Genomic DNA, 19,649 nt, shown 5'->3' with positions numbered 1-19,649 from the left:
ACTGTGCTGGAATTCCACGGACCGCCGCGGGATCGAGCCGGCGCGCAGGGGGCGCAGCAGCGCCGAGTGGCGGCGAGTTAGGGGGATCCAGCGCCGGTCACTCAAGACCGGGGGGCGTATTTTCAGGGCGCTCTCCACAGACGCCGACACTGTGTCCCTTCGTTCGCGCGAAGGGGTGCCTGGTCCAGAGGTTGCGACGCTAGTGCAGGGACGTTTCAAGAGGGATGGCAGCGCTTCGGCGGAGCCGGAGGCGCACGGCGGGACCGACCGCGGTTCCTCGCCCCAGCACGCCCAGAACCCGGGCCCGGGCACGGCCCCGTCCGGAGACGGCGGCGGGCGCCCCGGCCTGTCGTCCCCCACCAACACCACGAAGGCCGGCACCCCCGCCCCGGCCGTGAAGCCCGCCAAGGGCTCGTCCGGCCCCGGTGCGCGCATGGCCCTGCGCAACTGGCGCATCTCCACGCGTCTGGTGTCGCTGCTCGCACTCCCCGTGGTCGCGGCGACCTCGCTGGGTGCACTGCGCATCGACCAGAACATCAACGACATCCAGCAGCTCGACAACATGAAGCTGCTGACGGAGATGACCAAGCAGGCCACCGAGCTGGCCCAGGCGCTCCAGGACGAGCGCGACCAGTCCGCCGGTCCGCTGGCCCACGGCCTGACGTCGACCGACTACCAGGTCAAGGGCTACCAGGACAAGACCGACCGCGCCCGCGACAACTTCCTCAACGCCTCCGAGCAGATCGACGCGGCGAGCAAGGACGGCAACCTCCAGGGTGTCCGCGACACGCTCGTGAGCCTCGCCAACCAGCTGGACGACCTGGCCAAGATCCGCCGGACCGCCTACCAGTCGAAGAACAACTCGACGCAGACGGTCGAGTCGTACCACCGGCTGATCACCCAGCTGGTCGACCTCTCCCAGTCCATGGCCGAGGCGTCCAGCAACCCGGAGATGATCTCGCGCACCCGCGCCCTGGCGGCCTTCTCCACCGCCAAGGAGTACGCCTCCGTGCAGCGAGCCGTCATCGCCGCGGCCCTGACCTCCAGCAACACCGCCAAGGGCAAGCTCTCCGAGAACGACCGCCTCTACGGCGAGTCGGCGTTCGAGAGCGAAGGCTCCCAGATCGCGATCTTCCGGAAGATCTACAGCAGCGAGAACCCGGACGAACTCCTCAAGCCGATCGAGGAGGGCAACCCGACCATCCAGGCCTCGGACCTGTACGCCAAGCGCACCCTCGAGTCCCGCGACGGCCTCGACGGACTGCCGGCCCGCTCCTACAAGGACTGGGTGGACGACAGCACGACCAAGATCGACCAGATGAAGAAGATCGAGCACTCGCTGCTCGAGGACATGGAGCAGAAGGCCCGCGAGCTGCGCAGCGCCTCCGAGCGCGACGCGATCATCTCCGGTGCGCTGATCCTGCTCGTGCTCGGCATCTCGCTGGTCGGCGCGTTCGTCGTGGCCCGGTCCATGATCCGCTCGCTGCGCCGCCTCCAGGAGACCGCGACCAAGGTCGCCCAGGACCGCCTGCCCGAGCTGGTCAAGCAGCTGTCCGAGTCCGACCCGCAGGACGTCGACACGTCCGTGGAGTCGGTCGGTGTGCACTCCCGGGACGAGATCGGCCAGGTGGCCGCGGCCTTCGACGACGTGCACCGCGAGGCGGTCCGCCTCGCCGCCGAGCAGGCCCTGCTGCGGGGCAACGTCAACGCGATGTTCACCAACCTCTCGCGCCGCTCCCAGGGTCTGATCCAGCGCCAGCTGTCGCTGATCTCCGAGCTGGAGTCCCGCGAGGCCGACCCGGACCAGCTGTCCTCCCTGTTCAAGCTCGACCACCTCGCCACGCGTATGCGCCGTAACGGTGAGAACCTCCTCGTCCTCGCCGGTGAAGAGCCGGGCCGCCGCTGGACCCGCCCGGTCCCGCTGGTCGACGTGCTCCGTGCCGCCGCCTCCGAGGTGGAGCAGTACGAGCGCATCGAGCTGGCCGCCGTGCCGACGACCGAGGTCGCCGGCCGCGTGGTCAACGACCTCGTGCACCTGCTCGCCGAGCTGCTGGAGAACGCGACCTCGTTCTCCTCGCCGCAGACCAAGGTCAAGGTCACCGGTCACGCGCTGCCCGACGGCCGCGTGCTGATCGAGATCCACGACACCGGTATCGGCCTCTCCCCCGAGGACCTCGCGGCGATCAACGAGCGGCTCGCCTCGCCGCCCACCGTGGACGTCTCCGTCTCCCGCCGCATGGGTCTGTTCGTGGTCGGCCGTCTGTCGCAGCGCCACGGCATCCGCATCCAGCTGCGCCCCTCCGACTCCGGTGGTACGACCGCGCTGGTCATGCTGCCCGTCGATGTCGCCCAGGGCGGCAAGAAGCCCGCTCCGGGCAAGCCCGGCGCCCCGGTGGCGACCGGTGGTCCCGCCGCCGCGCAGGCCGCGGCCGGTGCCGCCGCCGCCCGGCGGGGCAACGGCAACAACGGCCCGGGCGGTGCCCTCGGCGGTGCGCCGTCCGGTGGTGGACTCCTCGGTGCCGGTCCCGGCCCACGCGGCCAGGTCGGCTCCGCCCAGGGCCCCCGGGCCGCGCTGCCCGGCGCCGGCCAGGGCGGCCGTCCGGGTGCGCCGGGCGCAGTGCGCGGCCCGCAGGGTCCGGGTGCCCCGCAGCAGGGCCGTCAGGTCCCCGCCGGTACGGGCGCGGGCGGCTTCGGCGGTCAGACGCCGGGTGCCGCGCAGGGCCTGCAGGCCACGAACGCCGGCGGACCGCAGCAGGACGCCTTCGGCGGCCGTGGCCCGGTCCCGCCGCGCGGTGGCGCGGGCGCCTCGGACCAGGACCGTCAGCCCCAGCTGCCGCCGCGCGGCGGCCCGCGGGCCGAGCTGCCCGGCGGCAACCAGCCCTCGCGCACCCCGGGCTGGAGCGACAACGCCCAGGCCCCGCTCTCCCGTGCCTCGCTGGACACCCCGCGCGGCCACGACGAGCAGGACCCGACGCAGACCGCGCGCATGCCGCGCATCGACGACCGCCAGGGCCCGGGCGCGACCGCGGAGATACCGGCGATACCCCGCAGCGACGCGCAGGGCCCGGCCGCCACGGGCGAGTTCCCCCGCCCGGACTTCGGCCTGGACGGCTCCACGGGCCAGTTCCCGCGCCCGGACGTGAACGGCGCGGGCGGCTCCCAGAACACCGGCCAGTTCGCCCGCCCCGGCACCCAGCAGGCGGGCGGCCAGTTCGCCCCGCAGGACGGCGGCCAGTTCGGCCAGCAGGACAACAACGGCCAGTTCGTCCGCTCGGACATCTTCGGCACGCAGGCCCCCGGCCAGCGGGACCCGCAGAGCACCGGCCAGTTCGCGGCCCCGCAGGCCTACGACGCCGGCTCCACCGGGCAGCACGCGCTGCCCGGCCGCCCGGGCCAGGGCCCGGCCAACACCGGTCAGTTCGAGCGCCCGCAGCCGGGCGGCCGCGGCGACTTCGGTGCCCAGCGCCCGTCGGCCCCGCAGCGTCCGGCCCGCCAGGAGCCCGAGGCCCTGCCTCCGGCCGCCGGCCCGGGTGACGGCCGTACCCCGCTGTACGACACGCTGGAGACCAACTGGTTCCACGGCAGCCAGCAGGGTCAGCCGGACAACACCCAGGTCCCGGCGGCCGCGCAGCAGCAGCCGCAGGCGCCCGCACCGGCTCCGCAGCGTTCTGCTTCCGCCACCGGCTCCTGGCGCACCTCGCCCAACGACGAACTCGTCCGGCAGGCGGAGCGCGTACGGCAGCCCGCGGCGGGCGGCATCACCACCTCCGGCCTGCCGCGCCGGGTGCCCCGGGCGAACCTCGTGCCGGGCACGGCTCAGCAGCAACAGCACCAAACCGGTCCGCAGGTCTCGCGTGCGCCTGATGACGTACGTGGCCGGCTGACCAATCTCCGTCGGGGTATCGCGCAGGGTCGGCAGGCCAACACCGGCCAGACCGGCAGCTACCCGAGCCCCACTCACCAGCAGGAGCGTTAGTTGAGTCCGATGAGCCAGGCGGCACAGAACCTGAACTGGTTGATCACCAACTTCGTGGACAACACCCCCGGGGTGTCGCACACGGTGGTGGTCTCCGCCGACGGCCTTCTGCTGGCGATGTCCGAAGGTTTCCCGCGGGACCGCGCCGACCAGCTGGCGGCCGTCGCGTCCGGGCTGACCTCCCTCACGGCCGGGGCGTCCCGGATCTTCGAGGGCGGCACCGTGGCACAGACGGTCGTGGAGATGGAGCGCGGCTTCCTCTTCCTGATGTCCATCTCGGACGGGTCGTCCCTCGCGGTGCTGGCCCACCCCGAGTGCGACATCGGTCTCGTCGGCTACGAGATGGCACTGCTCGTCGACCGCGCGGGTGCGGTTCTCACCCCGGACCTGCGCGCCGAACTCCAGGGCAGTCTGCTCCACTGAGCTGCCCCGGCACCACCCACCTCACGAAAACACCGTCCGGCCGCCACAATCCCCCCACCGGCCACGTCAGACGGCACGACTGACCGACTTGCTGTCCCGCCCGGAGGATTCATGACCCCGCCCACCGCCTCTCATGATCCGTACGCGGAGCCGTACGGGGACGAGGGCGACCAGCCGCTGGTACGTCCGTACGCGATGACCGGTGGCCGGACCCGGCCGCGCTACCAGCTCGCCATCGAGGCGCTGATCAGCACCACGGCCGACCCGGCAGCGCTCATGGGGCTGCTCCCGGAGCACCAGCGCATCTGCCACCTGTGCCGCGAGGTCAAGTCGGTCGCGGAGGTCTCCGCGCTGCTGGCCATGCCGCTCGGCGTGGCCCGGATCCTGGTGGCCGACCTCGCCGAGGCCGGCCTGGTCGCCATCCACCAGCCGGGCGGCGACGAGAACAACGGTGGCGCTCCTGACGTGACGCTGCTCGAAAGGGTGCTCAGTGGACTTCGCAAGCTCTGACGCGGGCCGGGCCACCACCTCGGCGAAGATCGTGGTGGCGGGTGGCTTCGGCGTGGGCAAGACCACGTTCGTCGGCGCCGTCTCGGAGATCAACCCGCTGCGCACAGAGGCCGTCATGACGTCCGCCTCGGCGGGCATCGACGACCTCACCCACACCGGAGACAAGACGACCACCACGGTCGCCATGGACTTCGGCCGTATCACCCTGGACCAGGACCTGATCCTGTACCTCTTCGGCACGCCCGGTCAGGACCGCTTCTGGTTCATGTGGGACGACCTGGTGCGCGGCGCGATCGGCGCGGTGGTGCTCGTGGACACCCGGCGCCTGGCCGACTGCTTCCCGGCCGTGGACTACTTCGAGAACAGCGGTCTGCCGTTCGTCGTCGCCCTCAACGGCTTCGACGGGCAGCAGCCGTACCAGCCCGAGGAGGTGCGCGAGGCCCTGCAGATCGGCCCCGACACCCCGATCATCACGACGGACGCCCGCCACCGCGCGGACGCCAAGAGCGCGCTGATCACGCTGGTGGAGCACGCCCTGATGGCACGGCTGAGGTAGCACTCAAGTACGACGCGTCATACGGCAGTTGTCGTAAAGGGTTCGGAGCCGACTGTGGCCTTTGACACGGTCGGCTCCGGTGTTCATAACAGTTCGGCAGAGGAATCCCCCGGCGTCACCACGCGACGCGGTCGAACGGTGCCGCTGTGCTCACAAACGCCCCGCCTTTTGGCGGGGCTCGTTCTTTATGACCGTTTTATCTGGTGCTTACAAGAGCGTCGCTCCAGGGTTTCCACTGTTTGGAAGTGCGCTGGTCCACGTGCTGGAATGCCTGAACTGCCCAATAGTCAATGACGTACTCCATGGTCGATGACGAACCGGGCTCTGAGAGACTGCGGCACGACGTAGGTGCCGACCGCCGAGAGGTTGTTGGTCGAGTGAGGCGAAGCAAGAACGGTCCCGAGCCGTCGGCGCGGGGCAACTTCACCCCGCCGCCGCGCGCTGCGGCGCCCACCCCTGTGCCCGGTGCGGAGCCGGCGGCCACACCCGCGAAGAGCGGCGGCCGTTTCTCCCCGCGCAACTGGCGGGTGCCGACCAGACTGAACGCGATTCTGCTCATACCCGTGGCGGTCGGTCTCGTCATGGGCGGCTTCCAGGTGAAGAACTCGATCGACACCTGGCAGCAGGCCCGTGACGCGGAGAACACCGCCCGCCTGGTGCGCGCCGCCCTCGGCTACGCCGACGCCCTCGAGACCGAGCGTGACGTCACCGCGGCGCCGATCCTGCTGAGCAAGAACAAGCAGATCGTCACCGACGCCCGCAAGAAGACGGACCTGGCCGCCGACGCCTTCGACCAGGCCGCGCAGAACATGCCGCACAAGTCCGGCCTGGAGCGCCGGCTGAGGCTCTTCCGCGCTGCCGAGCCCAAGCTGACGGTGCTGCGCCAGGCCGCGTTCACCCCCAAGCTCACCGGCGTGCAGACCGAAGAGGGCTACGTCGAGGTCAGCCACCCCCTGATGGAGTTCGCCAACGAGCTCGGTCTGGGCACCGGCAACATCACCTCCTACGGCCGTACCGTCTACGCCATCTCGCTGACCAAGGCGGCGCTCTCGCTGGAGCGGTCGATCGGCACGCACCTGCTGGTCAAGCCCGGCCCGGACGCCCCGAACCTGGCGACCCAGCGCGTGTCCCTGTCCTCGTACGCCTACCTGGAGCGCATCGCCAAGGAGGAGTACCTCGGCGGTGGCACCGACGCGGACGCGCAGAAGCTGGCCGACGCCGAGACGAAGATGAAGACCGACGGGGCCGCCATGGCCACGGCGGCCAAGCAGAAGAACCCGAACTACGTCCCGCCGCCGTCCAACCCGACCACGATGATCTCGGCGCTGGCCACGCTGAAGGACACCACCGTCCTCACCCGTGAGGGGCTCGCCGCCAAGGGCATCACCGTCGACAACTGGTGGGCGGTCAACACCCTCAGGTACAACGCCTACCGCCAGATCGAGTCGGATCTGGCCGACAAGGCGGTGAACGAGGCCTCGTCCATCGCCGACGACGCCAAGAACTCCGCGATCACCACCGGTGCCGTGGTCGTCGTCGCCCTGCTGCTCGCGTTCATCCTGGCCGGTGCCGTGGCCCGCCAGATGTCCCGCTCGATGCGGCAGCTGCGCAACGCCGCCTTCGGCATCGCCGAGCAGCGCCTGCCGATGCTGGTCGACCAGCTCTCCCGCACCGACCCCGGCCGGGTCGACACCCGGGTCGCCCCGATCCCGATCACCACCAAGGACGAGATCGGCGAGGTCGCCCGCGCCTTCGACCAGGTCCACCGCGAGGCGGTCCGGCTCGCCTCCGAGCAGGCCCTGCTGCGGGGCAACATCAACGCGATCTTCACGAACCTGTCGCGCCGCAACCAGTCGCTGATCGAGGGCCAGCTGACCCTGATCACCGACCTGGAGAACAACGAGGCCGACCCGGACCAGCTGGAGAACCTCTTCCGCCTGGACCACCTCGCGACCCGTATGCGCCGCAACGGCGAGAACCTCCTGGTCCTCGCCGGCGAGGAGCCCGGCCGCCGCTGGGACCAGCCGGTCCCGCTGGTCGACGTGCTGCGCGCCGCCTCCTCCGAGGTGGAGCAGTACGAGCGCATCGAGCTGTCCGGCGTCCCCGAGGCCGAGATCCACGGCCGCGCGGTCACCGACCTCGTGCACCTGCTCGCCGAGCTGCTGGAGAACGCGACGACGTTCTCCTCCCCGCAGACCAAGGTCCGCGTCACCGCGACCCGTCTCCCCGACGGCCGCATCATGATCGAGATCCACGACAAGGGCATCGGCCTGACCGCCGAGGACTTCGCGGACATCAACCACAAGCTGGCCAACCCGCCGACCGTGGACGCCGCGATCTCCCAGCGCATGGGCCTGTTCGTGGTCGGCCGGCTGTCCGACCGGCACGGCATCCGCGTCCAGCTGCGTCCCTCGGGCGAGCAGGCGGGTACGACCTCCCTGGTCATGCTGCCGGACGCGATCACGCACGGCGGTGGCGGCGAGGCGCCGCTGGACCGCGATGAGTTCACGGTCTCCCAGATCATCCCGGAGCAGCAGTTCCAGGGTGAGAGCTTCGGCCAGCTGGCGCCGCCGCTGCGCACCGCCGCCGAGCTGGGCTTCGACGACAGCCGCTACTCCGAGGTCCCTGACGACATCCGCGACCTGGACCCCGTCGGCCGCTCGCTGATGCGCGAGGAGCGCCGCGCGACCCTGGAGGCCCAGACCCACGGCGAGCAGCCCGGGCAGCCGGAGACGGCGGGGCAGAACGCGTACGCGGACGAGTTCGACGCCCGGCAGGCCGCCTACGACGGCAGCAGCACGGGCTACACCGAGCAGCCGGCGTACCAGGAGCAGACGTACGAGGAGCAGCAGCCCACCGCGTACGAGGAGCCGTACGAGAAGTCGTACGACGGCCAGTACTACGCGCCGAACGGCGGCCTGCCGCGCAACGACGGCTTCGCCCCGAACGGCGGCGGCTACCCCGATCCCGCGTATGCGGAACCTGCCCAGGAGGAGCACGCGCCGACGCACGCCTCCGCGTCCGACGGCTTCGGCTCCTACGAGAACCAGCCCTACCAGGACGACTGGCCGCAGCAGGACAGCTACCAGAACGGGTATCCGGCCCAGTACGCTCCGGAAGCGGAATCTCCGCAGGCCGGTGACGCGAGTGAGCGGAACCGCGTAGGCTTCGACCGTCCGGGAACGGCCTCTCCCGCCGCCCACCAGCTGACCGACGCCGGGCTGCCCCGCCGCGGATCCAGCGCGAGCGGATCCAACGGCTCGAGTGCCTCGAACGGCACGGCGCGCGTGCAGCGGGAAACGCCGGCTCCCGCGCCCGGGAACACTCCGGCGGCGGGCGGCGACAGCAGCTGGCGTTCGGCGAACGACGAGCGCTGGCAGCAGGCCTCGCAGCTCCGGAAGCCCAAGGCGGGTGGAGTCACCTCCTCCGGCCTGCCGCGGCGGGTACCCAAGGCCAACCTGGTCGAGGGCGCCGCCGAGAGCACCCCTCAGGGAGGCCCTGCGGTCTCCCGCGCCCCGGAGGACGTCCGGGGCAGGCTGAGCAACCTGCGTCGAGGCGTCCAGCGCGGACGCAGCGCAGGCAGTGAAACGAACGGCCAGGGCTTCGGTCCTGACAGCACCTACAACCAGGAGCGTTAGTGTGAGCCCGATGAGCCAGGCGGCACAGAACCTGAACTGGTTGATCACCAACTTCGTGGACAACACCCCGGGGGTGTCCCACACGGTGGTGGTCTCCGCCGACGGACTCCTTCTGGCGATGTCCGAAGGCTTCCCCCGCGACCGCGCCGACCAGCTCGCGGCCGTTGCATCCGGTCTGACGTCGCTGACGGCAGGCGCTTCCCGGATCTTCGAAGGAGGCGCGGTGAACCAGACGGTTGTGGAGATGGAGCGGGGATTCCTGTTCATCATGTCCGTATCCGACGGTTCCTCGCTCGCGGTTCTTGCGCACCCCGAGGCGGACATCGGCCTCATTGGGTACGAGATGGCGCTTCTGGTGGACCGTGCGGGCACGGTTCTCACCCCGGATCTCCGTGCGGAACTCCAGGGAAGCCTTCTCAACTAACAGTCAGACGGTGCGTATTCGCGTCCCGTGGCCGTAAGGTTTCGGGACGCGGCTCCACAGGGATGGGCGCCCGGCGCAGTCGGAGGAGGAGAGAAAGTGGCAACACCCCCAGGCGGTTCGAATCCGGGCAACTGGTCGTACGGCCCTGCCCAGGGCCAGGGTGACGGTTCGTCGAACCGGTACAACTTCCCCTCCGCCCCGAGCCACCGGCAGCCGTACGCTCCGCAGGGCCCCGGCCCGTCGCCGTACGACCAGCCCCCGGCCCCGCGCATCCAGCCGGTCCAGCCCCAGCGCCGTCCCGAGCCGGCGCCGGCGACCGCTGCCAACAACCCCCTGGTGCGTCCGTACGCCATGACCGGCGGCCGGACCCGCCCGCGCTACCAGCTCGCCATCGAGGCACTGGTGCACACCACCGCCGCTCCGCACCAGATGCAGGGCCAGCTGCCCGAGCATCAGCGGATCTGCAACCTGTGCCGGGAGATCAAGTCGGTCGCCGAGATCTCGGCGCTGCTGACCATCCCCCTCGGCGTGGCCAGGATCCTCGTCGCCGACTTGGCGGAGGCGGGCCTGGTCGCCATCCATCAGCCCGGCGGCGACGAGAACGCCGGTGGCCAGCCAGACGTGACACTGCTCGAAAGGGTGCTCAGTGGACTTCGCAAGCTCTAGCGGCGGTCCTTCCCGCTCCACCACCTCCGCGAAGATCGTGGTGGCGGGCGGCTTCGGCGTGGGCAAGACCACGTTCGTCGGCGCCGTCTCGGAGATCAACCCGCTGCGCACAGAGGCCGTCATGACGTCCGCTTCGGCCGGCATCGACGACCTCACCCACACCGGAGACAAGACGACCACCACGGTCGCCATGGACTTCGGCCGTATCACCCTGGACCAGGACCTGATCCTGTACCTCTTCGGTACGCCCGGTCAGGACCGCTTCTGGTTCATGTGGGACGACCTGGTGCGCGGCGCGATCGGCGCGATCGTCCTGGTCGACACCCGGCGCCTGGCCGACTGCTTCCCCGCGGTCGACTACTTCGAGAACAGCGGCCTGCCCTTCGTCATCGCCCTCAACGGCTTCGACGGCAACCAGCCGTACAACCCCGACGAGGTCCGCGAAGCCCTGCAGATCGGCCCGGACACCCCGATCATCACGACGGACGCCCGCCACCGCGCGGACGCCAAGAGCGCGCTGATCACGCTGGTGGAGCACGCCCTGATGGCACGCCTGCGCTAGCCGACTGCCTTGCAGAAGGGCCCTCCCCGTGTGGGGAGGGCCCTTCTGCGTTCCGCCGCAGCGGCGCATCTCTTTCCTGTACCTGCACACCAAGAAGGGCCCCTCTGAAGCAGAGGGGCCCTGAAGAACCTGCTGAGCGGCGCAGCCTATCCGTGCCAGCTGTGCGGTGCCCGGAAGCCCGGCTCGCGCTCCAGGCGGCGCCAGCCGGCCTTTGCGCGGCCGCGGTGCGTCTGGGCCGAGGGCTCGGACTGGGCGGCCGCGCGGGCCAGGAGGACGGCCGTGATGGCGGCGACTTCCTCCGGGTCGGCGTGGCCCTTCTCGACGCGGATGTCGGCAGTGGTCATGGGTGTCAGTCTCCGTGAGAAAGGGGTCCGCGGGGTTGCCGCGGCGGGTCCGCTCGGTTACTGCGGGGGGTTGCCGTGCTTGCGGGACGGCAGGTCGGCGTGCTTGGACTGAAGCATCGCCAGGGACTTGACCAGGACCTCGCGGGTCTCGGCGGGGTCGATGACGTCGTCCACCAGACCACGCTCCGCCGCGTAGTACGGGTGCATCAGCTCGGCCTTGTACTCCTTGACCATCTTCTGCCGCATCGCCTCGGGGTCCTCGGCGTCGGCGATCTGACGGCGGAAGATGACGTTGGCCGCGCCTTCCGCGCCCATCACGGCGATCTCGTTGGTGGGCCAGGCGTAGGTGAGGTCGGCGCCGATCGACTGGGAGTCCATGACGATGTAGGCACCTCCGTACGCCTTGCGCAGGATGAGCGAAATCCTCGGCACGGTCGCGTTGCAGTAGGCGTACAGCAGCTTCGCGCCGTGGCGGATGATTCCGCCGTGCTCCTGGTCGACACCGGGGAGGAACCCCGGCACGTCCAGGAAGGTGACGATCGGAACATTGAAAGCGTCACACATCTGGACAAAGCGCGCAGCTTTTTCGCTCGCCTCGATGTCCAGGACGCCGGCCAGCACCTGCGGCTGGTTGGCGATGATGCCGACCACCTGGCCGTCCAGGCGGGCCAGCGCGCAGATGATGTTGCGGGCCCAGCGCTCGTGGACTTCGAGGTACTCGCCGTCGTCGACGATCTCCTCGATGACCTTGGTCATGTCGTACGGCCGGTTGCCGTCCGCCGGGACCAGGTCGAGGAGGACGTCGCTGCGGCGGTCCGCCGGGTCCGACGAGTCCACCCGGGGCGGGTTCTCGCGGTTGTTCTGCGGGAGCAGCGAGAGGAGGTAGCGCACCTCGGCGATGCACGTCTCCTCGTCGTCGTACGCGAAGTGGCAGACGCCCGAGGTCTCCGCGTGCACGTCCGCGCCGCCGAGGCCGTTCTGGGTGATCTCCTCGCCGGTGACGGCCTTGACCACGTCCGGGCCGGTGATGAACATCTGGGACGTCTCACGGACCATGAAGACGAAGTCGGTCAGGGCGGGGCTGTAGGCCGCGCCGCCCGCGCACGGGCCCAGCATCACCGAGATCTGCGGGATGACGCCGCTCGCCTTGGTGTTGCGCTGGAAGATGCCGCCGTAGCCGGCGAGCGCGCTGACGCCCTCCTGGATACGGGCGCCCGCGCCGTCGTTCAGGGAGACCAGGGGCGCGCCCGCGGCGATGGCCATGTCCATGATCTTGTGGATCTTCGTGGCATGGGCCTCGCCGAGGGCGCCGCCGAAGATCCGGAAGTCATGCGCGTAGACGAAGACCGTGCGGCCCTCGACCGTGCCCCAGCCGGTGATGACACCGTCGCTGTACGGCTTCTTCGCCTCCAGGCCGAAGCCGGTCGCCCGGTGCCGGCGCAGCTGCTCGACCTCCTGGAAGGACCCCGGGTCCAGGAGCAGCTCGATGCGCTCCCGCGCCGTCAGCTTGCCCTTGGCGTGCTGCGCCTCGGTCGCCTTCTCGCTGGGGCCCGCCACAGCCTGCGCACGGATCTCGTGCAGCTCGGCGACCCGTCCGCGCGCGTCCGTCGGCTCGCCGGCCGGCTCACCCGTCGTCTCTTCCAAAACGGTCATGTAGCGACCTTACGAAGGACACCAAGGATTGCGAGCCGTCGACTCCGTACAGTCTCCAGCCCGTTTTCCTGGTACGACCGAACAGAACCAGAACCGCGTGCAGCCGTTCCGACTGCTCAGGGGCCACCCGCGTTGTAGAGGGGCCACAAAGGCGTCACCTGAGAGCCACCTCACATTCGTGGGTGGCACATGCCATCCCTGGAGTGACACGGAGCTTCAGACGGGCTCCTGTGGAGAGGACCTCCACGGTGTCGTCGGCCCGTACGACCGAGCGCACCGGGCGGTCCCAGACGATCTCCAGCGGCGTGCCCGTGCGGGGCGGCTCGCTCACGCACAGGGTAGTGGTCCGGGCCCGGCGCCGGACGAGCACGCTCGCGGGCGCGGAGGCGGTCAGGTCGCCCACCGCACCGGCCACCCAGAAGTTGGCGGCGCTCAGGCCGCACGAGGGCACGGCCACGGCCTGGCGGCGGGCGTCGTTGCCGAGGACGTACAGCCAGTGGCGGTCGGCGGCGCGGGCGGCGACCTCGGCGCGCGAGGCACCGGGCAGCAGGACGTAGACATACGCGGCGTCGGCCGGGTCGGTGCCGTGGTCGAGCCAGAGGGTCTGCCAGCGGCGGGTGCGGCGTTCGGTCGTGCCGGTGGCGTTGATGTCGGACCAGGCGCCGGTGCGGTCCTCGCGCAGGGTGCGCAGGGCGCCGCCGCTGGTCAGGATCCAGCCGCCGTGACCCTCCAGGTGGGCCCAGCCGGGGCCACGGGCGAAGGCCTGGGTGCCGCTCTCGCCGAGGTTGCGGTTGTCCACGACCGTCTCGACCGGGACACCGTCGGCGCAGGTGATCCCCGCACCGAGGCAGACGACGGCATCGGCGAGGAAGAACCAGGACTTGCGGGCCTGAAGCGTCGAGCCGAGGCCCTTGAGGTGCTGGCCGACGGCCGCGTACTCGCCGTCGGACGTGCCGCCGACCCAGCGGACGTCCGGCTTGGGGGCGCCCCACTCGCCGCCGGCCCGGTCGGCGAGGCGCTTGGTCGACACGGTGGTGCCCGCAAGGCGGTACCAGTCGACCGTCGGCCAGAACCAGTCTGTGTACTGATCGGACCGATCGGACCGACCGCTACGCCCTTTCGGCCACCAGTACAGCATTCCGGAGCCGGTGTGCCAGCCGCGCGGGTTCTCGCCGTTGCCGCACTCGTAGTGCGCGATGCGGTCGTCGGCCATGGAGAGCGCGGCGGTGAAGCGGGGGCGGCGGTGCACGGCCCGGGCCATGGACGGGAAGAGGCGGTGACCGAGGGGTTCCGGGGCCGCGGGGACGGGTGCGGAGGCGACCGTGTGCAGCCGGGCGAGATCGGCCACGCCGAACTGACCGGCCGTCAGGACCGGGGTCACGGTGTCCCGTTCGATCCAGCCCTTGATCCTGCCGTACCACCGCTCGCGTTCCGCCGCGCTCGCGCCGCCCGCGAGCAGGGCGACGGCCGCGATCAGGGCCTGGCCGTGGTAGTGGTCGCTGCGCATGAGGTGCAGGTCGTCGCCGCGCAGGTAACCGCGGCTGATGGCACGGCCGTTGACGCAGTCCATCACCAACCCGTCATGGATCAGCGGGGCGTAGGCGTGCTCGACGCTGTCGAGGACGTTCTGCCGGGCCGGGTCGGTGACCGCCCAGTCCGACCCGGCGAGCAGGGCGAAGAACCGGCCGAGGCCGTCCAACAGGACCTGACCGTACGTCCCCGAGTAGGCGACCCAGGTGTGCTGGATGAAGGAGCCGTCGGCGTAGAGCCCGTCGCCGTGCGTGACGTACGGGAAGACCGGTGAGAGGGCGTCCCGGGCGAGCGCGATGCGGTCGCCGGCCCGGCCGAGGATGCCGCGCAGGGCGACGGAGCGGCACAGGTCGACGCGGTTGGCACCGGTGGAGGTGCCGGAGTAGTCGGTGAGCATCGCGTCCGGGATGAAGTGGTCGACGGCCGCGCAGGCCGAGGCGATGCGGGCCGCGCCGAGGTGGTCGTACAGGGCGGCCGTGATGTCCATGAGGAGCCGGGGGCTGCCGATCTGCCATTCCCACCAGTTGCCGTAGCGGGTGGTGGCGGGGCTGTAGACGGTGGCGGAGAGGTGGTCGAGGCCGCGGAGCACGTCGGCGAGGAGGGAACCGTCCCCGGTGGCGCCGGTGCCGGGCTGGACGTGGGCCTGGGCCATGGTCCACAGGCGGCCGTAGCTGAAGGTGATGCCGGAGGGCGGGTCGAAGGGGTGGCCGGGCCAGAGGGAGTCCGGGGCCGGGGCCATGGTGGCCTGGAACTCCCGTGCCAGTTCCCCGAGCTGGGCGAGCCGGGAGGCGTACGGCTCGGCGGTCGCGTCGTAGCCGGTGCCGAGCGCGAGGTCGAGCCAGCGGCGGCGGAGGGTGTCGTAGGGGTCGGGGGGCTCGGCGCGGACCGGGCCCGCCGTCGTCGCGGTGAGAGCCGCCGTGAGGAGCGCGACTCGCAGGACCGTGCGGCGCGTGGGAGTCATGTCCATGGCCTGTACCACAGAGCGCGGAACCATGACAGTCCGTGACGGTCACAACACCCTGCGGATGATGTTGAACATTGAACGGAATGGAGTTACGGTCGTCCTTGTTGACATAGTTCAAGGTTCAACAAATAGCCCTCACAGTCCCCCAAGGAGCACGCCATGGGCATCTTCGGCCGCAAGGAAAGCACCACCGCCCCCGCCACGGCGCCCGCCACGGTCGGCCCCGACCTGACCGCACTCACCGGCGACTACACGATCGACCCGGCCCACACCACGATCGGCTTCGTCGCCCGCCACGCGATGGTCACCAACGTCAAGGGCAGCTTCCTCGACTTCACCGGCGCGCTGCACCTGGACGGCGAGGACCCCGCCAAGTCCACCGCCACCCTCGACGTGCGGATGGACAGCGTCGAGACCGGCAACGCCGACCGTGACGGCCACCTGAAGTCCGCGGACTTCTTCAAGACCGACGAGTTCCCCGCCATGACCTTCCGCTCCACCGAGGCGGAGGCCCTGGGCGGCGGCGAGTACCGCATCACCGGCGACCTCTCCATCCTCGGCGTGACCAAGCCGCTCACCATCGACCTGGAGTTCAACGGCTCCGCGAAGGACCCGTTCGGCAACGAGCGCGTCGGCTTCGAGGGCAAGGCCGAGATCCTGCGCTCCGAATGGGGTCTGACCTGGAACGCGGCGCTGGAGACCGGCGGCTTCCTGGTCTCCGACAAGATCAAGCTGAACTTCGACATCTCGGCGATCAAGCAGTAACCCCTTCGTCGGGTAATCGCTTCGCAAAGACCCCTCCGTGCGCGCGGGCGCGGGACATGATCTCGTGACACGTACTCGAACATCTGAACAGCGCGGAGGGGTCGGCGTGCGACGTCGATGGGTGAAGGTTCTGGCAATCACGGTCGTGGTGCTCGCCGTGCTCTTCACGGTGGCCGACCGGGTGGCCGTGCACTTCGCCGACCAGGAGGCCGCGCGGCTCGCCAAGGAGAAGTACGGGTACGGCGATGCCAACGACGGCTACCTGCACGTGTCCGTCGAGGGCTTCCCGTTCCTCACCCAGGCGCTCTCCCGCGACTTCGACCATGTCTCCCTCGACGCGGGCAAGTTCTACGTCGACGACGAAACCAACACACAGGGCGGCTACCTGCCCGTCGACAAGCTCCACATCGACCTGCGCGGCGTGACGGTCACCTCGATGACCTCGCGCAGCGCGGAGGCGAACCTCGCCGAGGGCACGCTGACGCTGTCGTACAAGGAGCTGTCCGACTCGCTGACGCGGCTGGCCCACACGTCGGATCCGCTGCAGGTCTCCCAGGCACCGGGATCCAACGGCCAGCAGGCCAACCTCAAGGTGACGAACGGCACGACCCTGAACACCACGGGCACGCTCCTCGCCCAGGGCACGGAACTGACCCTGACCACCCCCGGCGTCCATGCCGGGCCCGCCTACACGTGGCGCGTCGAACTCCCTGCCAACACCGGTTTCACCTCGGCGCGGTCCACTGCGGACGGCGTCGAGATCGGCTTCGTCGGCCACCTGGTGACACTCGGATCACGGCCGTAGATCCCGCGGGCTGCTCCGGCAACCGCCCGACACGGCGCATTCGCACCACACGATCTTGCCCGGGTTCCGCTCCCCCACGCCCCACTTGTCCGCGAGGGCTGCGACGAGCAGCAGCCCCCGGCCGTGTTCCGACTCCGGCGACGCGTCCGGAGCCGCGTCCGGGGCTCGGACTTCGCCCGGGCCACTGTCATGCACCTCCGCGCGGAGGACACCGTCGGTGTGCAGGGTCAGGCGCAGGACGAAGCCGCGGCCCACGGGGACGCCGTGGAGCAGGGCGTTGGTGGCCAACTCGCTCACGCAGAGCAGCACGTCGTCGCTGCGCTCGGCCAACGCCCAGTCGGTGAGCGCCTCTTGGGCGAACTTGCGGGCCAGGCGGACCGTTCTGCGGTCACGGCGGTAGAACGCCTCGCGGGTGTGGGGGTGTTGGGGTTCTGCGTTCATGGGGCGAGCGTGCGCCTCCTGAATGGACTGCTTGTAGAGTCATGAACACCGCAGCATTGGCATGGTTCAAGTCCAGCTACAGCAGCAACGAGGGCGGCAACTGCGTCGAGGTCGCCACCCACCCCTCCGCCGTCCACGTCCGTGATTCCAAGACCACCGACGGTCCCATCCTCACCGTCTCCTCCACCACCTGGAGCAACTTCCTTGACCGCGTCACCTGCGACTGACGAGAACGCCTGGGTCCCCATCACCTGGTACGAGAACGTGCCGGGCCGCCTCCACCCCATCGCCGTCCTCTGCGCTTGACTGCGTGAGCGCGGCATCGACTGGATGCCGTTTGCCGAAGAGGAGATTCGGCTGGATCTGGCGTGCAGGCGGGAGCCCGACGGGCACTGGCGAGGCACGGTCAGTGTGTCCGTCGACGCCCGTGCCCTCTGGCGGCTCGGGCTGCACCCCGACCAGCCCAGCTCCTTGGTCGACGGGCCCTCGCCGCCCGCCTGGTGGCATGCCGCCGGTCAGCGTTACGCCACCCGGCGGCAGCCGGTCGTCAAGCGTCACGCGTCGTGAGCCGCGGGCCCGGCAGCGTGCTCAGGTTCGTCGTCGGCCATCGCGGACAGGCGGGTGGGCAGGAGGCTCTGTGCGTCCTGGCCGAAGTAGCCGAGGAGGAGGGAGAGGGCGGTGGTCATTCCGGCCGCCCAGTAGGCGCAGTTGCGGCCGCAGTCGCTCACGCGGGTCTTCGCAGAGCTGGAGGCGGAGGGGCTGATCGCACGGGAGACGGACACGGTGGACCGGCGTCGGTCCGTGCTCACCCTCACCGAGCCGGGGCGGCGGGCGCTGGAGCGGGACATGGCCGAGCGGGACGGCTGGCCGGCGGAGGCGCTGGGCGCGCTCGGCGAGACCGAACACGGGGTGCCGGCGTCGGCGGCGCTGAGGGAACGGCTGGCCGGGATGCCCTCCCCGGAGGGGTGACCGTCATGCTCTTCCAGGAAGGGTGACCGTCAGAACCCCCCGCCGAAGTCCCCTCCCCCGCCGTCCCCGCCGCCGTCGAAGCCGCCGCCGTCGCCGAAGCCGCCCCCGAAGTCCCCGGCGTCGAAGTCCGCGCCCGAGACGTCGCCGCCCTCGTAGCCGCCGCTGCCGAAGTCGCCGTATCCGGTGCCGTAGTCGGCCGCGTAGGACGGGGTGGCCATCATGCCGCCGAGCAGGGTGCCGACGAGCAGGCCGGGCAGGATGCCGCCGCCGAAGTAGCCGCCCGCCCAGGGGCCGTAGGCCGGGCCCGCGTCCCAGTAGGGGCGGCGGCCGTAGTCGGTGTCGACCTCGCGGATCACCGGGTCGCGGCCGTCGGCCAGGCGGGTGGCGTCGGCCGCGCAGACCGGGACCTCGCGCGGGGCGCCGCCGGGCGGGGCCCAGCCGGCGTCGGTGACGGAGGGGCCGTGACGCGGGTCGAAGAAGCAGGGCGGGCGGCGTTCCGGGAGGGGGCTGCCCTCGCGGCGGGCGACGAGCTGGGCGAGGGAGAACCGGCCGTCCTCCAGGGCCTGGGTGACGGAGCGGACGTCCTCGGGTCTGCGGGCGTCGGCCATGTACTGCTTCGCCTTCTCGTAGGCGTCCAGGGCCCGCTCGTAGTCCGCGCGCATGGCGTCGTCGGCGCCCGCCTCGGCCGGGTGGAAGTCCAGCCGGTCCAGTTCCTCGCCGAAGGCGGTGATGTCCTCGTCCACGACCACCCGCAGCCGGTCCAGGGCCGCCCGATGCTCCTCGGCGCGCCGCCGGCGGCTGCGGCGGACCAGCACGTAGGCGCCCGCGCCGCCGGCCGCCAGGACCGCGCCCGCGGCGATCAGCGCCGTACCGGACACCCCGCCGCCCGCGCCGGAGGAACCCCAGGTCGAGGGGGCGTGGCCGCCCATGTGGGCCAGGGCGCGGTCGGTGAAGTCGGTGAGCTGGGTCTTGGCGCTCTCGCCCTGGACGCTGGTCACGAGGTTGCGCACGGCGGTGCGCGAGAGGACCGAGGAGTCGGCTCGGGCGTCGAAGCGGTCGCCGAGGCGGACGGCGTACAGGCCGGTGACGCCGGTGGCCGTGCGCAGGCCGGAGAAGAGGTTCTTCGTGGGGTAGCCGGCGGGCAGGACCGCGATGAACAGGGGCTTGTTCGCGTCCTTGATCCGCTTGGCGAGGGTGTCTGCGTCGGCGGCGGGCAACTGGGCGGAGGCCGCCGGGTCGACGTAGACCGGGCTCTTGCGCAGGGCCTCGGCGATCGTGGAGATGCCGGTGGCCGCCATCGCGCCGGGCGTCAGCGCCGTCACGATCACGAGCGTCAGGGCGGCCAGCAGCAGTGCCGGGAGGCTTCGGGTCCGCAGGACGGCCTTCATCCTTCGAAGCTACCCGAAGCCTCCCGAAAAGGGTC

At 70.9% G+C, this 19,649-nt stretch carries 19 protein-coding genes; 13 read left to right on the top strand and 6 right to left on the bottom strand.

Translation table 11 applies throughout. The features are described from left to right. Positions 1–202: 202 nt before the first annotated feature. From AQI88_RS29170 to AQI88_RS29135, 8 genes are all read left to right on the top strand, one after another. Positions 203–3,976 (top strand): nitrate- and nitrite sensing domain-containing protein, encoded by a 3,774-nt coding sequence (locus AQI88_RS29170; RefSeq protein WP_107118691.1) that lies wholly within the window; start codon positions 203–205, stop codon positions 3,974–3,976. A 9-nt stretch (positions 3,977–3,985) separates the two neighbouring features. Continuing rightward, complete coding sequence (locus AQI88_RS29165) at positions 3,986–4,399, top strand: roadblock/LC7 domain-containing protein (RefSeq protein WP_037654657.1); 414 nt, start codon at positions 3,986–3,988, stop codon at positions 4,397–4,399. A 111-nt stretch (positions 4,400–4,510) separates the two neighbouring features. Then, entirely contained in the window at positions 4,511–4,909 is a 399-nt protein-coding gene (locus tag AQI88_RS29160; protein WP_019058642.1) for a DUF742 domain-containing protein, read from the top strand. After that, a complete protein-coding gene (locus tag AQI88_RS29155) occupies positions 4,890–5,465 on the top strand; it encodes a GTP-binding protein (protein WP_067004841.1) in 576 nt (191 codons plus the stop codon). The genes AQI88_RS29160 and AQI88_RS29155 overlap by 20 nt, the downstream gene beginning before the upstream one ends. 377 nt (positions 5,466–5,842) lie before the next feature. Continuing rightward, positions 5,843–9,103, top strand: a complete 3,261-nt coding sequence (locus AQI88_RS29150; protein WP_208615931.1) for a nitrate- and nitrite sensing domain-containing protein — start codon at positions 5,843–5,845, stop codon at positions 9,101–9,103. 10 nt (positions 9,104–9,113) lie between these two features. Beyond that, positions 9,114–9,527 (top strand): roadblock/LC7 domain-containing protein, encoded by a 414-nt coding sequence (locus AQI88_RS29145; protein WP_003993185.1) that lies wholly within the window; start codon positions 9,114–9,116, stop codon positions 9,525–9,527. Positions 9,528–9,623: 96 nt separating this feature from the next. Further along, complete coding sequence (locus AQI88_RS29140; protein WP_067004839.1) at positions 9,624–10,193, top strand: DUF742 domain-containing protein; 570 nt, start codon at positions 9,624–9,626, stop codon at positions 10,191–10,193. After that, positions 10,174–10,755 carry a GTP-binding protein gene (locus AQI88_RS29135; RefSeq protein ID WP_026248371.1) on the top strand — a complete coding sequence of 194 codons (582 nt, stop codon included), beginning with the start codon at positions 10,174–10,176 and terminating at the stop codon, positions 10,753–10,755. Before AQI88_RS29140 ends, AQI88_RS29135 begins: the two co-directional genes overlap by 20 nt. 146 nt (positions 10,756–10,901) lie before the next feature. On the opposite strand, the gene AQI88_RS29130 is transcribed toward AQI88_RS29135, so the two are convergent. From AQI88_RS29130 to AQI88_RS29120, 3 genes are all read right to left on the bottom strand, one after another. Further along, the gene (locus tag AQI88_RS29130) at positions 10,902–11,099 is read right to left on the bottom strand and encodes an acyl-CoA carboxylase subunit epsilon (protein ID WP_067004837.1); all 198 of its coding nucleotides are present in this window, start codon (positions 11,097–11,099) and stop codon (positions 10,902–10,904) included. Between the two features lie 57 nt (positions 11,100–11,156). Further along, positions 11,157–12,752 (bottom strand): acyl-CoA carboxylase subunit beta, encoded by a 1,596-nt coding sequence (locus tag AQI88_RS29125; RefSeq protein WP_067004835.1) that lies wholly within the window; start codon positions 12,750–12,752, stop codon positions 11,157–11,159. A 154-nt stretch (positions 12,753–12,906) separates the two neighbouring features. After that, positions 12,907–15,243 carry a polysaccharide lyase 8 family protein gene (locus tag AQI88_RS29120; RefSeq protein ID WP_067005031.1) on the bottom strand — a complete coding sequence of 779 codons (2,337 nt, stop codon included), beginning with the start codon at positions 15,241–15,243 and terminating at the stop codon, positions 12,907–12,909. Between the two features lie 162 nt (positions 15,244–15,405). Here AQI88_RS29120 and AQI88_RS29115 point away from each other — a divergent pair, with 162 nt between their 5' ends. Both AQI88_RS29115 and AQI88_RS29110 read left to right on the top strand, forming a co-directional pair. Then, complete coding sequence (locus AQI88_RS29115; protein WP_067004833.1) at positions 15,406–16,011, top strand: YceI family protein; 606 nt, start codon at positions 15,406–15,408, stop codon at positions 16,009–16,011. 121 nt (positions 16,012–16,132) lie between these two features. Continuing rightward, positions 16,133–16,816: an LmeA family phospholipid-binding protein gene (locus AQI88_RS29110; protein ID WP_067004831.1), complete on the top strand. Its 684-nt coding sequence runs from the start codon at positions 16,133–16,135 to the stop codon at positions 16,814–16,816. Here the strand turns inward: AQI88_RS29110 and AQI88_RS29105 are convergent. After that, positions 16,805–17,257 carry an ATP-binding protein gene (locus AQI88_RS29105; protein ID WP_067004829.1) on the bottom strand — a complete coding sequence of 151 codons (453 nt, stop codon included), beginning with the start codon at positions 17,255–17,257 and terminating at the stop codon, positions 16,805–16,807. The two genes, AQI88_RS29110 and AQI88_RS29105, sit on opposite strands and share 12 nt — an antisense overlap. A 41-nt stretch (positions 17,258–17,298) precedes the next feature. On the opposite strand from AQI88_RS29105, the gene AQI88_RS29100 reads away from it, so the two are divergent. Both AQI88_RS29100 and AQI88_RS29095 read left to right on the top strand, forming a co-directional pair. Further along, positions 17,299–17,484 (top strand): DUF397 domain-containing protein, encoded by a 186-nt coding sequence (locus tag AQI88_RS29100; RefSeq protein ID WP_067004827.1) that lies wholly within the window; start codon positions 17,299–17,301, stop codon positions 17,482–17,484. A gap of 103 nt (positions 17,485–17,587) precedes the next feature. Then, positions 17,588–17,824: a hypothetical protein gene (locus AQI88_RS29095; RefSeq protein ID WP_067004825.1), complete on the top strand. Its 237-nt coding sequence runs from the start codon at positions 17,588–17,590 to the stop codon at positions 17,822–17,824. Here AQI88_RS29095 and AQI88_RS46125 read toward each other — a convergent pair. After that, positions 17,812–17,985 carry a hypothetical protein gene (locus AQI88_RS46125; RefSeq protein ID WP_159050415.1) on the bottom strand — a complete coding sequence of 58 codons (174 nt, stop codon included), beginning with the start codon at positions 17,983–17,985 and terminating at the stop codon, positions 17,812–17,814. The genes AQI88_RS29095 and AQI88_RS46125 overlap by 13 nt on opposite strands. Between AQI88_RS46125 and AQI88_RS29090 the strand changes: the two genes are divergently transcribed. Beyond that, the gene (locus tag AQI88_RS29090) at positions 17,966–18,226 is read left to right on the top strand and encodes a MarR family winged helix-turn-helix transcriptional regulator (protein WP_067004823.1); all 261 of its coding nucleotides are present in this window, start codon (positions 17,966–17,968) and stop codon (positions 18,224–18,226) included. The genes AQI88_RS46125 and AQI88_RS29090 overlap by 20 nt on opposite strands. A 29-nt stretch (positions 18,227–18,255) precedes the next feature. Here AQI88_RS29090 and AQI88_RS29085 read toward each other — a convergent pair whose 3' ends face one another. Beyond that, a complete protein-coding gene (locus AQI88_RS29085; protein ID WP_067004821.1) occupies positions 18,256–19,614 on the bottom strand; it encodes a hypothetical protein in 1,359 nt (452 codons plus the stop codon). Positions 19,615–19,649: the final 35 nt, after the last annotated feature.

The sequence above is a fragment of the Streptomyces cellostaticus genome (assembly GCF_001513965.1).
Taxonomy (GTDB): Bacteria; Actinomycetota; Actinomycetes; order Streptomycetales; family Streptomycetaceae; genus Streptomyces; species Streptomyces cellostaticus.
The sequence above is the reverse complement of the archived record's forward strand: the minus strand, read 5'-3'. Positions and strand labels throughout refer to the sequence as shown.